Source organism: Fusibacter sp. JL298sf-3, from assembly GCF_053842995.1.
Genome location: NZ_CM132608.1, coordinates 240327 through 257101 on the forward strand (window position 1 = coordinate 240327; position 16775 = coordinate 257101).

The window sequence follows — 16775 nt, forward strand, 5'->3', positions numbered from 1 at the left end:
CAATTGAGCAATAGATTGAATGCCAAGAACGAAGAACTGGTAAAGAGTTTAATTAAAAAAGGAAAGAAAAAGGGGACTTTATCGTACCGAGAGATTCAAGATAAACTTTCGGATCTTGAAATCGACAAAGACCAGATTGAAGAAATCTACAACGCCTTCGCCGCCATGGGCATCAGCATTGTTTCAGATGATGAGTCAGACGAGACCGATGACGATGAGGAGGATATCGACGATATCAACATCGACGACGTCGACGATATTGAAGATCTTAAAAACATGGGGCGCATCTCCGTTATTGAAAAGCTCGATGACGACGACGATGGCGACAATGAAGAAGACGACAAAATACTGGACATCACCGTGCCCAAAGGCATTAACATCGACGATCCCGTACGTATGTATTTAAAGGAAATCGGAGAAGTTGCACTCTTGTCCGGCGAGGAAGAAATTGAACTGGCCAAGCGTATGGCAGAAGGGGATGAACTGGCAAAGCAGAAGTTGTGTGAGGCCAATCTGAGACTGGTCGTCAGTATTGCTAAAAAATACGTAGGGCGCGGTATGTTGTTTTTAGACCTTATTCAAGAGGGCAATCTCGGATTGATTAAAGCCGTCGAGAAGTTTGACTGGACAAAAGGCTTCAAATTCTCAACCTATGCCACATGGTGGATTCGCCAGGCGATTACGAGAGCCATTGCCGACCAAGCGCGTACCATTAGGATTCCGGTGCATATGGTTGAAACCATCAACAAGCTTATTCGCGTACAGCGCCAGTTGCTTCAAGAACTGGGGCGAGAGCCTTTCCCAGAGGAGATTGCTAAGGAAATGGATATGACCGTAGAAAAGGTGCGTGAGATTTTAAAAATCGCTCAGGAGCCCGTTTCATTAGAGACCCCAATTGGCGAAGAAGAAGATTCGCATCTCGGCGATTTTATTCCCGATAACGATGCACCGGCTCCGGCTGATGCTGCGGCTTTCTCTATGCTTAAAGAACAGTTGATTGAAGTTCTTGAAACGTTGACACCACGTGAACAAAAGGTGCTCAAGTTAAGATTCGGCCTTGAAGACGGTCGCGCGAGAACGCTCGAAGAGGTTGGCAAGGAGTTCGATGTAACCAGAGAACGTATACGTCAAATCGAAGCAAAAGCGCTTAGAAAACTCAAACACCCGAGCAGAAGCAAAAAACTCAAAGATTATCTCGAATAAAAACAAAGCCAGTTTACACAATGTGTGGCTGGCTTTTTAAGCAAACAAGCAACAAAATTTGAGCCGAAAGGCTCTCCGCGAATGTTTAACGCGGAGGGCTGCAAGCGAAAATTGTTTTGATGCACCGAGGGGAATCAAATGTTGCCAGTGACAAAATTTGAGCCGAAAGGCTCTCCGCGAATGTTTAACGCGGAGGGCTGCAAGCGAAAATTGTTTTGATGCACCGAGGGGAATCAAATGTTGCCAGCAACAAAATTTGAGCCGAAAGGCTCTCCGCGAATGTTTAGCGCGGAGGGGTGCAAGCGAAAATTGTTTTGATGCACCGAGGGGAATCAAATGTTGCCAGCAACAAAATTTGAGCCGAAAAGCTCTCCGCGAATGTTTAGCGCGGAGGGGTGCAAGCGAAAATTGTTTTGATGCACCGAGGGGAATCAAATGTTGCCAGCAACAAAATTTGAGCCGAAAGGCTCTCCGCGAATGTTTAACGCGGAGGGCTGCAAAGCAATAGGGAGCAACGAGGAGCAGAAATACATGAAAACACATCCGATTTCTAAACGTCTTAAAAAAATTGCCTCTGTGGTAAAGAAGGGGACCACATTAGCAGATATCGGCACAGACCACGGTTATCTGCCACATTTCTTAATGGAGCGGCAGTTGATTGATGCAGCGATTATGTGCGATGTCAACCAAGGGCCACTTGACAATGCGCGAAAAACCTTTGCCGATTGGCCTGTTCCCGGTCGCGTAGCATTTAGACTGGGGTCTGGTCTTGAACCCGTTGAAAACGCCGAAGTGGGGACTGTCGTTATCGCCGGTATGGGCGGTGGCCTTGTCAAACGTCTCCTTTCTAATGACATAGATAAAACACAGTCGTTTAAAACGTTGATTTTACAGCCGCAGACAGAACAGGAAGACTTGAGAGACTATGTTCTAAACGAACTTAGAAGACCTATCGCCTACGACGTTTATGTCGAAGACGCTGACAAACAGTACGAGCTGTTTGTCGTATCCGATGAAGCCGTCGACACCGTAGAGACCTATGCCGTATCAGGTGACTTGGAGTTTGGCTATAAAATACGTACAATCGACAGCGCGGCGTACAGCGCTTTTTTAGCGCATAAAAAGCGCAAGTACACATTGATTCAAGAGCGTTTACCTTTCAAAGAAGAAACGCTTGAAAAACGCACTGTGTGTACAGAAAAATTGAAAACCATCGAGAAACTAGAGGAGGTATTGCGCCATGCTGACAACTGTTGAAAAAATCGTGCGGTTAATGGATCAAATTGCACCGTTTGAAACACAAGACGACTGGGACAACTCCGGACTCTTGGTAGGTAATAGAGATAAAGAGGCGCTTCGAGTATTGCTGGCGTTAGATGTCACAGAAGAGGTTGTGGCGGAGGCCATTGCTGAAGGCTACGACACACTCTTGGTACATCACCCTTTGATTTTTAAAGGGCTCAAACAAATAACACAAGATACGAGACTAGGAAAACTGCTTTACAAGTTGATTCAAAACGATATCGCCGTTATTGCGGCGCATACCAATGTAGACAAATCGCTTTTGTACGGTACTAACAGCTATTTAGCCGAGTGCTATGGCATAGAGAATCCCACTGTATTAAACGAAGTGGGGTATGGCCTGTACGGCACTTTGCCGGAAGCGCTCTCCCTCGACGCCTTCGTTGAAAAGACCAAAGCCATCTTTGATACGACAACTGTCAAGGCCAGCAATTTTACAAGTTCAAAGGTCATTAAGACCGTTGCACTCTGTAGCGGGGCCGCGTCGGATTTTATAGGCGATGCCGTTCGCGTCGGCGCAGATGTCTACGTTACAGGTGATCTCAAATACCACGAGTACCAAACGGCTATCGGGACGCGCACGATGCTCGTCGACGTAGGTCACTATGAAAGCGAAAAAATTTACTTAAATGCATTATTAGGGCATTTAAAAACGCTGGCAGAGGCACAAGCTTACGACCTTCTTTTTGCTGTATCCCAACGAGAAACTGCATTAATTCACACTTTATAAGCTTTGTTATGACAAAGCTTTTTTTATGTTTAAAAAACAAAAAATAGAAAAAAGTTTGTTTCTCGACGTGCGCCGAGGGTATATAAAGAATATTATATTGCCAAGCTCGCAGTAAGGAGGAATTAGATATGGAAGTACTTAAAGTAGCAACGCGCTCAAACCCAAATTCAGTTGCTGGTGCTCTCGCTGGTATAATAAGAGAAAAAGGCATGTGTGAAATTCAGGCCGTCGGTGCAGGTGCTCTAAATCAGTCTGTTAAGGCCATTGCCATTGCTAGAGGCTTTATGGCGCCGAGCGGTATTGACCTTGCTTTTGTTCCTGCCTTTTCTGAAATCGAAATTAATGGTGAACCAAGAACCGCAATAAAACTCATTATTCAGAAGTATAATCTTTAGTAGGAGGTCGTAGAATGGAAGTATTAAAAGTTTCATCAAAATCAAATCCAAACTCCGTTGCAGGTGCTTTGGCAGGGGTTATTAGAGAACATGGCGGTGCAGAAATACAGGCAGTAGGCGCCGGTGCCATTAACCAATCGGTTAAAGCCATTGCCATCGCGAGAGGGTTTGTATCGCCGTCGGGAATTGATCTCATTTGTATTCCGGCGTTTTCCGATATCCTTATCGATGGTGAAGAAAGAACCGCTATAAAACTTATTGTACAACCTAAATAATGTATAGAATCCAAAAAGAGCGTATTGCTCTTTTTTTTTATGCACTCTTTATGACTTACAAAGTTGCAAGTTTGTGGGGTCACTAAGTTTAGGCGTTTAACCTTGACAGGATGACAAATAGAAAGTACACTAACTATATTCAAACTAATTGTATAAATTGAGTAAGAGGAGAAAATATTGTGTTGGCATATTTAATTATGAAGACATCGAGAAACTTAAAATGTAAACTCGACAGAGAACTTAGAAAGCATGACGTTACGTCCTCTCAATTCTCTGTTATGAATCAAATTGAAACAATGGGCAATCAGTCAGCAGCTCATGAAATTGCAAACATTCTAGGATATGATAGACCGACTATATCGGCGATAGTTCAAAGGCTGGTTAAAGCTAAAATCGTTATTAAAGCCGACAATCCACAGGATAAAAGAACACAGTATTTATCCCTTTCACAACATGGATTAAACGTTCTCTACCAGATTCGTCACATAGCAGATGAAGTTAGTAATGATGTTTTTACAACTATTGATGCAGATGCCCAAAATGCTTTAATTCAAGCACTAGAGAAAATAAACATAGCTTTGGAGGATAACTAATGACAGATGTATTTATTACAGGATACTCAGGTAATGTTGGAAGCGCTGTTGCGAATTACTTTGAAACTAAAGGATTAAGTTTTGTTGCCGGAGTTCGTAACCCTTCTATGTATGAGAACTTAACTGGTAACGTATCATTTAGAAGATTTGATATAGAAAATAGAACAACCTTTGCTTCTGCTTTAGAAGGTATCAACAAAATATTCTTAATTAGACCACCTCAACTTACAAACGTCGACGGCGTCTTTAAACCATTTATTGATTACTGTAAAAGTATTAATATAAAGCATATCGTTTTTCTTTCACTACTCGGCGTAGAAAAAAATCCATTTCCACCACACCACAAGATTGAAAAGCTAATAAAAAACGTTGGTATACCTTATACATTCATTCGACCAAGCTTCTTTATGCAAAATCTGATTGATCCACACTCAAAGGAGATTCGTGAAAACAATGAAATCTATATACCTTCAGGTAAAGCGAAAATTTCATTTATCGACACTGATGATATAGGGGAAATTGTAGGAAGAGTATTACAAGAAGAAGCCCACTTTTTTAAAAGCTATACGATAACCGGCTATGAAGCAATCGATTACTTTTATGTTGCAAAAGTGATGAGCAAAGTCCTTAAAAGAAATATAGTTTATGCCAATCCCGGTCTTCTTAAGTTTAGGAAAACAGTTATTCGTAGGGGGACAAAAAAAGAATTTGCCAATGTAATGACGGTTCTTTACTTAACTACAAAGTTAGGGATGGCTAAACGTGTTACTTGTACAGCTGAGCAAATCCTTGGTAGAAAACCCCGAAGTATAGAAGATTTTATTACTAAGAACCAATCGATTTGGAAATAGCAAATTGGCTGTGAGTCGACGGGGTTATTTCTCTGTTGATTACGCTTTCGAATGCCGAGTTCACGTAAGCCAATGCCAAATTCACGTGATTGCTGTTCTCTATTTTTTAAACAATCGCATGGTGTAGGTTGTCAACGGGAACATCTTATATTATAATAAGACGTAAGGTGTATAATTTGATTAAATAATTAAAAAATGTTCGTACTTTGAACGATTAAATCATATTTTGGAGGTCATCATGCACAACTTTTACAACAACCCATTGATTGAACGCTATTCAAGCGAGGCCATGCTGCGCGTCTTTTCACCGAACAACAAGTTTACAAACTGGCGGAAGTTATGGATTGCACTGGCAGAGGCGGAAAAAGAACTTGGTCTGAACATTACAGAGGCGCAGATTGAAGAAATGAGAGCTCATGTCGACGCCATAGACTATGAAAAAGCGGCAGCTTACGAAAAGAAATTTAGACACGACGTCATGGCGCATGTACACACGTTTGGCGACCAATGTCCTTCGGCAAAAGGCATTATTCACTTAGGCGCCACAAGTGCTTATGTCGGCGACAACACAGATTTAATCGTCATGCGTGAAGGCTTGTGCCTCGTTCGCGAGAAATTGGCCGTACTCATTGATAAACTTGCCACTTTTGCAGAAGAAACAAAGAACATCCCGTGTCTGGGCTTTACACATTTTCAACCGGCGCAGTTGACAACAGTAGGCAAGCGCGCCGGTCTCTGGCTGTACGATTTCGTCCTCGATATGGCCGACATCGACGTGCTCATCGATCAGTTTAAGATGCGTGGGGTCAAAGGTACAACCGGTACACAGGCGTCGTTTTTGAACCTCTTTGAAGGGGATTGTGAGAAAGTTGAGCAGCTCGACAAGCGTGTGGCTGAAAAACTCGGGTTTGACGATACGTTAACGGTTACCGGTCAAACCTATAGCCGTAAAATCGATGCCAAAGTGCTCAACGTGCTCAGTGGCATCGCCTTATCTCTTCACAAAATGACCAACGATATTCGCCTGCTGCAGTCGATGAAAGAGCTGGAAGAGCCATTTGAAAAGAGTCAAATCGGTTCATCTGCAATGGCCTATAAGCGCAACCCAATGCGTAGCGAGAGAATCGCAGCGCTTTCTAAATACGTGATGTCTTTGACGTCTAGCCCTGCGATGGTTGCCGCAACACAGTGGTTTGAGCGCACGCTAGATGACAGCGCCAACAAGCGATTGGCAACGGCAGAGGGCTTTCTAGCGCTGGATGCGGCGCTGGATATAGCGAACAATGTTACCAGCGGTCTCGTCGTATATGAAAAAGTAATTCAAAAGCACGTAGAGGCTGAATTGCCATTTATGGCCACTGAGAACATCATTATGGAGGCTGTTAAAAAGGGCGGCGATCGACAAGCGCTTCATGAAGCCATTCGCGTCCATTCTATGGAGGCAGGTAAGCGTGTAAAACTAGAAGGCTTAGACAACGACTTGTTAGAGCGTATTGCAGGCGATTCTATTTTCGGTTTGGATAGAACGGCAATCGATAAGCTTTTAAACGCCTCTGATTATATCGGTAGAAGTGCCGAGCAAGTGGAAGTGCTCATCGAAAAAGAAGTGGCGCCAATTCGCGAGCGTTTTAAGAGTGCTCTCGGTCAATCGGTAACGCTTAAAGTCTAGTGTTTCAATGAGGTCTCAACAAAGACAGTAGACGAATCTATTGTGGACAATTAACAAATTGTTTGAGCACAACCGCTACTTGTGTTATACTGAATGAAGTCGTAAAAGTGTTTCCTTGGCACCCACTTTAAAAATCAAGGGCTTTAGTTCCGTGTGTATTAAAGTCCCTAACGATTTAAAAACGTTGGGGACTTTTTAGGTGCACTAACTCAGTGAACAGTGACAGTTCGTAACCATCCTGTCATTAAACAAAACTAGGAGGAAGAAGATGAAGAATTCGAACAAGTATTTGGTACAAGCGGGGCTGATTGCGACGCTGTACGTCGTTTTGGTTATGGCGTTTAGTTTCAGCAGTTTTGGCCCAATCCAATTTAGAATTGCTGAAGCGCTGACAATTTTACCGTTTTTTACGCCGGCGGCAGTTCCGGGACTTTTTGTGGGCTGTTTATTGGCCAATTTAATCGGTGGCGCGATTATCTGGGACACGATTTTCGGCAGTTTGGCGACGTTGCTGGCGGCGTATTTGTCCTATAGACTCAGAGACCACAAATGGCTCGTTCCCGTGCCGCCGGTACTGGTGAACACCGTGGTGGTAGGTGTGCTGCTCAAATACGCCTATGGCATACCGGATGGTTTGCCGGCGCTTATGGGCGGTGTGTTCCTAGGACAAATGGTTTCAGCTTATGGCTTTGGGTTGATTTTACTAAATGCGCTGTCGCCAATTCGGGCACATGTGTTCGGTGAAATAGAAGAGCAAGTCGTCTATAAATAGAGCTTTTACGAAAACACACTGTGAAGGTGTGTTTTTTTGTGCATAAAAACAGGCTGTAAGTGTTGATTTTACTTGAATTTAGATGAAGAGAGTGGTATAATAAAAACGTATCAACTATTCCTTAAATGTGTATTTTCGGAATAGTTCAATAAAATCAATAGGAGGTCGATATGGCACGTCAAAAATCGGATAAGCCTTTAAAAATTCATAATAAAAGCGACATCCCCGACAATATTCTCATTAAACGCAATACCACCATCGAAAAATGTCTCACACTCGAGTCCGAATTGCCTCAGTTTTTATACGATTATTTTATCTACTTAAAAAATGCCGTTGAAGTGACCACGCGATTGGCGTATCTTCAGGATATCTTGTTTTTCTGTAAATACTTATGTACGGAGACGCATCTCACAGCATCTGAAGTCCCCCGACACATAAAATTGGAAGAATTTACAGCACTACAAGCGCGCGACATCAATCGCTTTATTGGCGAATACTGCACGCGGTATATTCTTGAAACGGAAAATGCCAGTTATATTATGGAAAATCACAATCGATCACTGGCGCGAAAACGTTCGTCTTTAAGCATCCTGTTTAAGTTTTTGTACCGCGAAGAACTTATGGAAAAGAATATATCCGAAGGGTTTAACCCCATCAGATTGCCCAAGCCGCAGCCGGATGCCATTAAAAAGCTTGAAATCGAAGAAGTCACACGCCTTCTCCACATCGTCGATACCGGCGAAGGCCTTACTAAAAAAGCGCGAGCGTATTGGCAAAAGACTAAGTATCGAGACAAGGCGATTTTGGTACTCTTTATTACCTATGGTCTACGAATCAGCGAACTTCAGCAACTCAACTTAAGCTCTATCAACGAGATGCGTCAGTCTTTTAAAATCTACCGAAAGCGTGGCAAGGAGGTCGACATGCCCCTTAACCACTCTGCTGCTAAAGTGATTCGAGAGTACGTGACTCTAGAACGCCCTTCGACGGATCTAGACGACTCCCCTCTCTTTTTATCGCTACAGGGGAAGCGCTTAACAGAGCGCGCTATTCGCGATTTGGTGAAGAAATACACGGCTCTCGCCATGAACACGTCGATTCAAAAAGGCTACAGTCCTCACAAATTACGTGCCACAGCGGCCTCCTCTCTCATTGAATACGGTTTTTCGATATACGACGTACAAAATTTATTGGACCACGACAATGTCACCACCACGCAGCTCTATGCAGCACACCGTAAACATGTTAAACGCGACGTCGTCAGCAATTATGAGCTCATCGACGAAGACCCCCAGGACGACTAAAAAGCCCTCCTCTTCTTTAATGATGATTGAAAAGAGGGGGCTTGGGGAGACGCACATGCGCCGGTATAGCCTATGGGTTTAATGGTATCTGGAGTTGCTGGCCACTGTAGATATCTGCAGAAGACAACGCGTTATAAGTTTTGATGTCGTATATATACGCCCTGATGTCCCGGTCGCCTTCAAGATGTGTTTTAGCGATGCTCCAAAGGGTATCCCCTTCCATAACCGTAATGGTTTTATACGCTTCAAAAGATGAAGCCGATGTTAAGATGTTTCCCGTTATATATGAAAAAATTAAGCTGAGGACAATAAGGGTTAAAACCGATGCAATAATAAAACGGGTTTGACTGACGATGACGAGTTTCTTCTTTCTTTTTTTGTAAGTAGAATGCACAGTATACGCCTCCTTTCAAACCAAATGTACAGAACGTGTGTTCCTTTATTCTCATTATACACGAACGCACGTTCTTTGTAAAGTCAAAAAAGAACTTATGTTTGATTTTTTTTGTGGATTATGTTATACTATCAAAAAGAATTAAGGAGGCAAAATATGTCACAAAAGCTGTCCAAAAAACAACAAATGATATTAGATTTCTTGAAAAAAGAAGTTTCAGATAAAGGCTATCCCCCTTCAGTACGTGAGATTTGCATGGCAGTTGATTTAAAGTCCACTTCCACAGTTCACACCCACTTGACAAAATTAGAAGAAAAGGGCTTTATTAGACGAGACCCTACAAAGCCCCGCGCCATAGAGATATTAGATGGTGAGCGCGACGAAAAAGTCATTCCGTTTCCCGTCGATCACAAAGGAATTAGGAGCATCCCCATCGTCGGCGAAATTACCGCAGGTGCGCCAATACTCGCTGTAGAATCCTATGAAGAATCGTTTCCGCTACCACAGGACTATGTAGAAGACGGCGATTATTTTATGCTTAAAATTAAAGGCGAGAGCATGATTGAGGCCGGAATTTTTGACAAAGACCTTGTGTTGGTTCGAAAGCAGAACTACGCACAGTCAGGCGAAATCGTCGTCGCCCTACTCGATGACAGTGCGACGGTCAAGACGTTTTACAAAGAGGCCAATATGATTCGTTTGCAGCCGGAAAACGCTTCAATGACCCCGATTTACGCTTCTGACGTAGCCATATTAGGAATCGTCAAAGGCGTGTTTAGAAAATTTTGATGTGATGAACTGTCGATGTGTATCGGCAGTTTTTTTATGCTTTTTTTTGTTAAGTATTAAAGATTCGTGAATCTGTTGTTTTTCCTTTTTGAGATTCGGGTATACGAACAGTATTAAATAAGTGATTGGAGGCGACTATGAACTATATCGATCGTGTACTTTCTGAACTCAAACTTAAAAATGGCTGCGAACCTGAATTTCTACAAGCTGCTGAAGAAGTGTTGGACTCTATTCGGCCTGTAATTGAAAACAATCCCGAGTACGAAGAAGAAAGCGTCCTAGAGAGACTGCTTGAACCTGAAAGACAGATTGTCTTTAGAGTGCCCTGGATAAACGATCAAGGGAAGACCATTGTCAACAGAGGTTACCGCATACAGTACAACGGCGCCATCGGTCCTTACAAGGGTGGGTTGCGTTTTCACCCTTCTGTGTACATTGGCATTATCAAATTCTTGGGGTTTGAGCAAATCTTTAAAAACGCACTCACCGGCCTCCCTATCGGCGGCGGCAAAGGCGGCTCTGATTTCGACCCAAAAGGCAAATCAAAAGGCGAAGTTATGCGATTTTGCCAAAGTTTTATGACAGAGCTCTACCGACATATCGGCCCGGACCTCGACGTGCCTGCTGGCGACATCGGTGTCGGCGGTCGTGAGATCGGTTACTTATACGGTCAATACAGGCGTATAAAAGGCGTCTTTGAAAACGGCGTTTTAACGGGGAAAGGCCTCGACTACGGCGGTTCACTTGTGAGAAAAGAGGCAACGGGCTATGGGCTAATGTATTTTGTCGACGAAATGTTGCGCTACAACAAGACTGCGATTAAAGACAAGACCTTGCTCATCTCCGGCTCCGGTAATGTCGCCATTTACGCCTGCGAGAAAGCCAAAGAGTTTGGTGGCCACGTCATAGCGATGACCGACTCGTCGGGCTGCCTCATCGATCGCAACGGCATCGATCTCGAAGCGGTTAAATTTTTAAAAGAAGAAAAACGCGAGCGTTTGTCCGCTTATCTGAGCATCCATCCGGAGGCGGAGTTTGTGCCGGATACCAAACACATTTGGACTCTTAAGGCCGACATTGCCCTACCGTGTGCCACCCAAAACGATATTACATTGGTGGACGCAGAAAAATTGGTGGCAAATGGCGTCTTAGCTGTTGGAGAAGGTGCCAATATGCCGTGTACCAACGAAGCGGTTAAGTATTTTATAGAAAAAGGCGTTTTATTGGCACCTGCTAAAGCGGCCAATGCCGGCGGCGTCGCTACCTCTGCTCTTGAAATGAGCCAAAACAGTTCAAAATACGCGTGGTCGTTTGAAGAAGTCGACGAAAAGCTCAAAACAATTATGAAAAACATTCACCTCAATTGTGCCAAGGCTTCCGATGCACACGGGCTCGGATACAATCTCGTCGCGGGCGCCAATATTGCGGGCTTTATTAAAGTAGCCAACACCATGATTGCACAGGGAAATTATTAATGACTTAACATTTAAAAGCCGTACACTTTAAACGTGTACGGCTTTTTGTGCTATAGACGAGCTACCCCTGACGCCACGGCGGCGTCGTAAACAGCTTTGGCAACCGAAGTGCCGATGCTCTTGTCCAGAGCGCTTGGGATAACATACGTTTCTTTAAGTTGATCTGAAGTGACGAGGTCTGCAATGGCGTATACTGCCGCTATCTTCATAGCCTCGTTGATATCACTTGCTCGGGCATCAAGTGCCCCTCTGAAAATTCCCGGGAAGGCCAAGACGTTGTTGATTTGGTTGTCGAAATCAGAACGTCCTGTACCGACGATGCGCGCACCAGATTCAAGGGCAAGGTGCGGTAAAATTTCAGGATCTGGATTGGCCATAGCAAATACAATGGCGTCGCGGTTCATGGTCTTAATCATTTCCTGCGTCAGTACGTCTTTTGCAGAGACGCCAATAAAGACATCTGCGCCGCTAACGGCTTCTTTTAGGCCACCTTTTAAGCAGTTTGAATTGGTCATCTCGGCAATTTCATCTTTAACCCAGTTGTTTGAAGACACGTCTTTTGAAAGAATCCCTTTGCTGTCGCAGCAGATAATTTGTTGAACCCCTAAATCGATGAGCATTCTCACAATGGCATTCCCCGCTGCACCGGCACCGTTGACGACGACGCGAATTGTATCGAGTGTCTTGTCCACTAGTTTAAGGGCATTGATTAAAGCGGCACAAGTTACAATTGCCGTACCGTGTTGATCGTCGTGAAAAACGGGGATATCGAGTTTTGCTTTAAGTGCACGTTCTATTTCTACACAGCGCGGCGACGCAATATCTTCTAGGTTGATGCCGCCAAATACAGGGGCAATCAGTTCCACTGTGCGGACGATTTCGTCGACGGCCTGCGTGCTCACGCAGATTGGAAAGGCGTCGACATCGGCAAAGCCTTTAAAGAGAATCGCCTTCCCCTCCATAACGGGGATTGAAGCTTCTGCCCCGATGTTTCCGAGCCCTAGAACTGCCGAGCCGTCTGAAACCACGGCGACGAGATTGCCCTTAGCGGTATATTTGTAAACGTCGTCAGGATTGGCCGCAATTTCTCTACACGGCTGAGCAACCCCCGGCGTGTACGCCGTCGATAAGTCTTCTCGGGTTTTTAACCCAACTTTGCTGACCACTTCAATTTTTCCTTTGTGTGCTTCGTGTAATGCCAATGCTTTTTCGTTGTAATTCATACTGCCTCCTTAGAAATAAAGATGATCTCCTGTGGTCTGCCGTCCGCTCTGTAGCAGGCGGTACACCACATTACAGCAATTTTTCTTTTATCAATTGATCGAGCGCTTTAATAACGCCAAATTTTGAGTGTTCGTAGGTGAGTCCGCCTTGAAAATACGCCACATAAGGCGCGCGAATCGGCGCATCTGCGCTGAGTTCTATGGACGAGCCCTGTACGAAGGCACCTGCGGCCATAATAACGTCGCTGGTATACCCCGGCATAGCCCAAGGTTCCGGAGTGACAAAGCTGTCCACCGGTGCGGCGTATTGAATGCCGCGACAAAAGGCGACGACTTTCTCAGCATCTAGGAACTCAATGGCCTGAATGATGTCGCTGCGTGTTTGATCAACCGTTGGGTTGACGCTGTAGCCAAGCTTTGAAAAGACATCGGCACAAAGCATCGCGCCGCGCACAGCACCTGAAACAACCTTGGGTGCCATAAACAACCCTTGAAGAATCGGACGCGTTTGGCCAAAGGTGAGGCCACACTCTTTTCCAATCCCCGGACTCGTCATACGCGCGGCCACTTTTTCAATGAGACTGGCTTTACCTACAATATAACCGCCGCTTAAAGCGAGGCCGCCCCCCGGATTTTTAATGAGACTGCCGGCCATGATGTCTGCGCCGACTTCTGTGGGTTCCAGATGCTCTAAAAATTCACCGTAACAGTTGTCGACCATAACGATGCAGTTAGGGTGCTGTGCTTTAATATGCGCAATAACCGCCCCGATCTCGTCGATAGAAAGTCCCCTGCGCCAGCTGTATCCCGCTGAGCGTTGAATGTACACCACATCGGGTTGCGTCTTTAGTTGGGCGGTAATGGCGTCGTAATCGAAGGCGCCGTTCTCGAGCAAAGACACATCGTCGTAAGCGACGCCGATGTCCATTAGTGAAAAGCCTTCAGAAGGCTCGAGGCCGATGACTTTCAGCAGCGTATCGTAAGGCTTGCCCGTAATGCTGAGCATTCTTTTGCCAGGCCCTAAAATCCCTGTTAACATCAGTGTCAGTGCGTGCGTTCCCGAAACGATAATCGGACGGACAATGGCATCTTCTGTCTTAAAAACGGTCTTATAAATGGCCTCTACGGCGTCGCGCCCCGCATCGTCATAGCCGTAACCGGTATTCCAGCTAAAGTGTCTGTCGGATAAGTGGTTTGCCTGCATGGCACTTAACACTTTGAGTTGATTGTATTCTGCGACATCGTCGAGCGCTTTGGCACGGTTTTCAATGGCTTTTTCAGACGTCTCAACGCAGGTGATGGCGCGCTGGGAAACGCCCAGTTCTCTATAGTAATCGTATTTGGTTCGCATGTTGTCTGTCTCCTATTTTAAGGCGTTGGTGGCCTCTATAACACGTGGAATGACTTGTTTCTTTCTCGAAACACAGTTGTCGATAAAGACCCCCTGCGCCATTTTCGTTTTAAAGGCGTGGGATAAAATCAGTGTGTGATCAGTTGCGTAGAGCATATAGGAGCCCTCTTTGATAATATCTGTGACGAGCATCAACGTTATAAAGTGTTCCTTTTGCTTGTGGTACGATTGAATGTAATCGATGTAGCGGTCTTTGTCCTGTAAAATCTCCTCGTAATTTAAAGTGAAGACCTGTGAAATACCGATGGTATAGCCGTCCACAGAAAACAGTTTAAAATCGTTGTGGAAGACTTCCGGAACAGTCTTGCCTTCAAGTGAAGTGCCATTTTTAAACATTTCCATTGCAAAGGCCTCAGTTGAAATACCCGTGTGGGCACTGAGCGCTTGCACCGCATCGCTGTCTAAGTCTGTTGTCGTCGGCGATTTTAAATAGAGGGTATCTGAAATAATGCCCGCCATCATTAAGCCTGCAATTTCACGGGGCATTGCTATACCGGTTTCTTTGTACATCTGATAGACGATGGTGTTGGTACTCCCCACCGGCATATTTCTAAAAGAAATCGGCAGTGTCGTACAGATGTCCCCCAATTTATGATGGTCGATAATTTCGAGAATTTCCGCTTGTTGCAGGCCGTCTGCCGATTGACCATATTCGTTGTGGTCGACGAGGACCACCTTCTTTTTACTTGGATTCAGAAAATGCGTCCTGCCGATAATGCCGAGATATCGACCGTCATCTGATACAATGGGAAATTTAGAGTGCTTAGACGTTTGAACGATTTCTTTACAGTTGTCCATATACGCAGACTCTTTAAACTTTGTCAGACGTTTGGATTTCATAATCGTGCTGATAAAGTTGGTCTGATTGATTATTTTCGACGTGTCGTAAGTGTCAAAAGGCGTCACCAAGATATTGACGCGAGAAACAGCGGCGCGTTCTTTGAGCACTTGTGGAATGTTTTGTCCGCCAGTGATGATAATCAGCTGGACATTGCGCTCAATGGCGTAATTGATAATTTCAAAACGGTCTCCCGTTATGACCACTGTTTTGTTGTTAAACACTTCGTTTTCAATAATGGTGTCTTTGTGGAACGCCGTAATAACGACAGTGCCTTTAACCGATGGGTTCGCATAGTGGATGATTTCCCCGTTGAGGTCATTCTTCAGGTTTTCAAATGTGGTATCCAGTGTTCTAGAATCGCCGTTAACCGCATTCATGGCGATGTCTTTCATGGTTACAATACCGAGGAGCTTTTGGGCGTCATCTACAATGGGCAATGTTCGGATTTTATTGGCGTTCATGTGATGATAGGCCATTAAAATGGATTGTTCCGGCTTGAGCGGTACGATTTCGTCGTAATTCAGATCTTTCATTTGAATTTTGACGTCTTCAATAAGCGCCGGTGAAGGCACTTTGAAGTAGTCCAAAACGTACTGACTTTCTTTTGGAATTTCGCCGAGGACAAAGGGCTTCGACTTCTTTCCGAGTTGGGTTCTTAAATGGGACAGCGCAATTGCCGATGTCACACTGTCTGTGTCTGGGTTTTTATGTCCGAAAACCATCGTCATATCGTTCATAATACGTTAATTCAGTCCTCCTTTTGACATGGAAAAACACCAGATGGCGTTACCATCTGGTGTATGCGCTGCAATGGCTTATTGTGTCACGGCGTCGAGGACGAGCGTGATCATTTCGCCGAAAGTTCTTTCTCTTTCGTCGGCAGTGGTCTCCTCTTTGGTCACCAGCGAGTCGCTGACAGTCAATACACAAAGTGCTTGAACATCGTGTTTTGCTGCGAGGGTGTAGAGTTCTGCAGCTTCCATTTCAACAGCGAGGATGTTGTAATCGACGAATTTTTCATTGCGATACGTATCGTAGTCGTCATAGAAGCTGTCTTCTGACAAAATATTGCCGACGTGTACATTTAAGTTTTGAGCTTTCGCTGTCATATAAGTTTTATGCAACAGCTCGAAGTCTGAAATCGCGGCAAAGTTACACGTTCCGAAACGTCTGTTGTTCATGTTTGAAGTGGTGCTGGCCCCTTGCGCCAAGATGATGTCTCTTATGTGGACATGTGGCTTCATGGCACCACAAGAACCGACGCGAATCATTTTTTTGACGCCGTAGAAGCGAATCAATTCATTGGCATATATAGAAAGCGAAGGCATGCCCATACCAGTACCTTGAACCGAGACGCGAACGCCGTTGTAAGTGCCGGTAAAACCGTACATGCCCCGTACTTGATTGTAGCACGTTGCATTTTCTAAAAAGTTTTCTGCAATGTACTTCGCTCTCATCGGGTCGCCTGGAAGCAATACGATTTCTGCGATATCGCCTTGTTGTGCATTAATATGTGTACTCATTATAACCTCCAAATTCTGTGCGCGT

General features: G+C 44.7%; 17 protein-coding genes. 12 read left to right on the plus strand and 5 right to left on the minus strand.

Annotated features, from left to right (window positions below; translation table 11 throughout):
• The first annotated feature begins 3 nt into the window (after nucleotides 1-3).
• The 10 genes from rpoD to ACR6HW_RS01185 all read left to right on the plus strand — a co-directional run bounded on the left by rpoD (nucleotide 4) and on the right by ACR6HW_RS01185 (nucleotide 9094).
• On the plus strand, nucleotides 4-1203 hold the full coding sequence (gene rpoD / locus ACR6HW_RS01140; RefSeq protein ID WP_455729331.1) for an RNA polymerase sigma factor RpoD: 1200 nt from the start codon (nucleotides 4-6) through the stop codon (nucleotides 1201-1203).
• A gap of 531 nt (nucleotides 1204-1734) precedes the next feature.
• A complete protein-coding gene (locus tag ACR6HW_RS01145; RefSeq protein ID WP_455729332.1) occupies nucleotides 1735-2460 on the plus strand; it encodes a tRNA (adenine(22)-N(1))-methyltransferase in 726 nt (241 codons plus the stop codon).
• Nucleotides 2444-3235, plus strand: a complete 792-nt coding sequence (locus ACR6HW_RS01150) for a Nif3-like dinuclear metal center hexameric protein (protein WP_455729333.1) — start codon at nucleotides 2444-2446, stop codon at nucleotides 3233-3235. The genes ACR6HW_RS01145 and ACR6HW_RS01150 overlap by 17 nt, the downstream gene beginning before the upstream one ends.
• A gap of 128 nt (nucleotides 3236-3363) precedes the next feature.
• Nucleotides 3364-3630, plus strand: a complete 267-nt coding sequence (locus ACR6HW_RS01155; protein WP_455729334.1) for a stage V sporulation protein S — start codon at nucleotides 3364-3366, stop codon at nucleotides 3628-3630.
• A gap of 14 nt (nucleotides 3631-3644) precedes the next feature.
• Nucleotides 3645-3905: a stage V sporulation protein S gene (locus tag ACR6HW_RS01160; protein WP_455729335.1), complete on the plus strand. Its 261-nt coding sequence runs from the start codon at nucleotides 3645-3647 to the stop codon at nucleotides 3903-3905.
• Nucleotides 3906-4102: 197 nt separating this feature from the next.
• Nucleotides 4103-4498: a MarR family winged helix-turn-helix transcriptional regulator gene (locus tag ACR6HW_RS01165; RefSeq protein ID WP_455729336.1), complete on the plus strand. Its 396-nt coding sequence runs from the start codon at nucleotides 4103-4105 to the stop codon at nucleotides 4496-4498.
• Entirely contained in the window at nucleotides 4498-5349 is an 852-nt protein-coding gene (locus ACR6HW_RS01170; protein ID WP_455729337.1) for an SDR family oxidoreductase, read from the plus strand. Before ACR6HW_RS01165 ends, ACR6HW_RS01170 begins: the two co-directional genes overlap by 1 nt.
• Before the next feature lie 238 nt (nucleotides 5350-5587).
• Nucleotides 5588-7018 (plus strand): adenylosuccinate lyase, encoded by a 1431-nt coding sequence (gene purB, locus ACR6HW_RS01175; protein WP_455729338.1) that lies wholly within the window; start codon nucleotides 5588-5590, stop codon nucleotides 7016-7018.
• A gap of 268 nt (nucleotides 7019-7286) precedes the next feature.
• The gene (locus tag ACR6HW_RS01180; RefSeq protein ID WP_455729339.1) at nucleotides 7287-7790 is read left to right on the plus strand and encodes a QueT transporter family protein; all 504 of its coding nucleotides are present in this window, start codon (nucleotides 7287-7289) and stop codon (nucleotides 7788-7790) included.
• A gap of 170 nt (nucleotides 7791-7960) precedes the next feature.
• Nucleotides 7961-9094, plus strand: a complete 1134-nt coding sequence (locus ACR6HW_RS01185; RefSeq protein ID WP_455729340.1) for a tyrosine-type recombinase/integrase — start codon at nucleotides 7961-7963, stop codon at nucleotides 9092-9094.
• A 70-nt stretch (nucleotides 9095-9164) separates the two neighbouring features.
• On the opposite strand, the gene ACR6HW_RS01190 is transcribed toward ACR6HW_RS01185, so the two are convergent.
• A complete protein-coding gene (locus tag ACR6HW_RS01190; RefSeq protein WP_455729341.1) occupies nucleotides 9165-9488 on the minus strand; it encodes a LysM peptidoglycan-binding domain-containing protein in 324 nt (107 codons plus the stop codon).
• Between the two features lie 156 nt (nucleotides 9489-9644).
• Between ACR6HW_RS01190 and lexA the strand changes: the two genes are divergently transcribed.
• Nucleotides 9645-10277 carry a transcriptional repressor LexA gene (gene lexA / locus ACR6HW_RS01195; protein WP_455729342.1) on the plus strand — a complete coding sequence of 211 codons (633 nt, stop codon included), beginning with the start codon at nucleotides 9645-9647 and terminating at the stop codon, nucleotides 10275-10277.
• A 137-nt stretch (nucleotides 10278-10414) separates the two neighbouring features.
• Nucleotides 10415-11752, plus strand: coding sequence for an NADP-specific glutamate dehydrogenase (gdhA, locus tag ACR6HW_RS01200; RefSeq protein WP_455729343.1), 1338 nt, complete (start codon nucleotides 10415-10417; stop codon nucleotides 11750-11752).
• Between the two features lie 50 nt (nucleotides 11753-11802).
• Here gdhA and ACR6HW_RS01205 read toward each other — a convergent pair whose 3' ends face one another.
• The 4 genes from ACR6HW_RS01205 to deoD form a co-directional block, all read right to left on the minus strand.
• Nucleotides 11803-12975: an NAD(P)-dependent malic enzyme gene (locus ACR6HW_RS01205; protein WP_455729344.1), complete on the minus strand. Its 1173-nt coding sequence runs from the start codon at nucleotides 12973-12975 to the stop codon at nucleotides 11803-11805.
• A 70-nt stretch (nucleotides 12976-13045) separates the two neighbouring features.
• Complete coding sequence (locus ACR6HW_RS01210) at nucleotides 13046-14326, minus strand: methionine gamma-lyase family protein (protein ID WP_455729345.1); 1281 nt, start codon at nucleotides 14324-14326, stop codon at nucleotides 13046-13048.
• 12 nt (nucleotides 14327-14338) lie between these two features.
• Nucleotides 14339-15964 carry a putative manganese-dependent inorganic diphosphatase gene (locus tag ACR6HW_RS01215; protein WP_455729346.1) on the minus strand — a complete coding sequence of 542 codons (1626 nt, stop codon included), beginning with the start codon at nucleotides 15962-15964 and terminating at the stop codon, nucleotides 14339-14341.
• A gap of 78 nt (nucleotides 15965-16042) precedes the next feature.
• Nucleotides 16043-16750 carry a purine-nucleoside phosphorylase gene (gene deoD, locus ACR6HW_RS01220; protein WP_455729347.1) on the minus strand — a complete coding sequence of 236 codons (708 nt, stop codon included), beginning with the start codon at nucleotides 16748-16750 and terminating at the stop codon, nucleotides 16043-16045.
• Nucleotides 16751-16775 lie beyond the last annotated feature (25 nt).

Coding starts and splice junctions, on each gene's coding strand:
- ACR6HW_RS01145 (WP_455729332.1), top strand. CDS start 1,735: ATGAAAACACATCCGATTTCTAAACGTCTTAAAAAAATTGCCTCTGTG.
- ACR6HW_RS01150 (WP_455729333.1), top strand. CDS start 2,444: ATGCTGACAACTGTTGAAAAAATCGTGCGGTTAATGGATCAAATTGCA.
- ACR6HW_RS01155 (WP_455729334.1), top strand. CDS start 3,364: ATGGAAGTACTTAAAGTAGCAACGCGCTCAAACCCAAATTCAGTTGCT.
- ACR6HW_RS01160 (WP_455729335.1), top strand. CDS start 3,645: ATGGAAGTATTAAAAGTTTCATCAAAATCAAATCCAAACTCCGTTGCA.
- ACR6HW_RS01165 (WP_455729336.1), top strand. CDS start 4,103: ATGAAGACATCGAGAAACTTAAAATGTAAACTCGACAGAGAACTTAGA.
- ACR6HW_RS01170 (WP_455729337.1), top strand. CDS start 4,498: ATGACAGATGTATTTATTACAGGATACTCAGGTAATGTTGGAAGCGCT.
- purB (WP_455729338.1), top strand. CDS start 5,588: ATGCACAACTTTTACAACAACCCATTGATTGAACGCTATTCAAGCGAG.
- ACR6HW_RS01180 (WP_455729339.1), top strand. CDS start 7,287: ATGAAGAATTCGAACAAGTATTTGGTACAAGCGGGGCTGATTGCGACG.
- ACR6HW_RS01185 (WP_455729340.1), top strand. CDS start 7,961: ATGGCACGTCAAAAATCGGATAAGCCTTTAAAAATTCATAATAAAAGC.
- lexA (WP_455729342.1), top strand. CDS start 9,645: ATGTCACAAAAGCTGTCCAAAAAACAACAAATGATATTAGATTTCTTG.
- gdhA (WP_455729343.1), top strand. CDS start 10,415: ATGAACTATATCGATCGTGTACTTTCTGAACTCAAACTTAAAAATGGC.
- ACR6HW_RS01205 (WP_455729344.1), bottom strand. CDS start 12,975: ATGAATTACAACGAAAAAGCATTGGCATTACACGAAGCACACAAAGGA.
- ACR6HW_RS01210 (WP_455729345.1), bottom strand. CDS start 14,326: ATGCGAACCAAATACGATTACTATAGAGAACTGGGCGTTTCCCAGCGC.
- ACR6HW_RS01215 (WP_455729346.1), bottom strand. CDS start 15,964: ATGAACGATATGACGATGGTTTTCGGACATAAAAACCCAGACACAGAC.
- deoD (WP_455729347.1), bottom strand. CDS start 16,750: ATGAGTACACATATTAATGCACAACAAGGCGATATCGCAGAAATCGTA.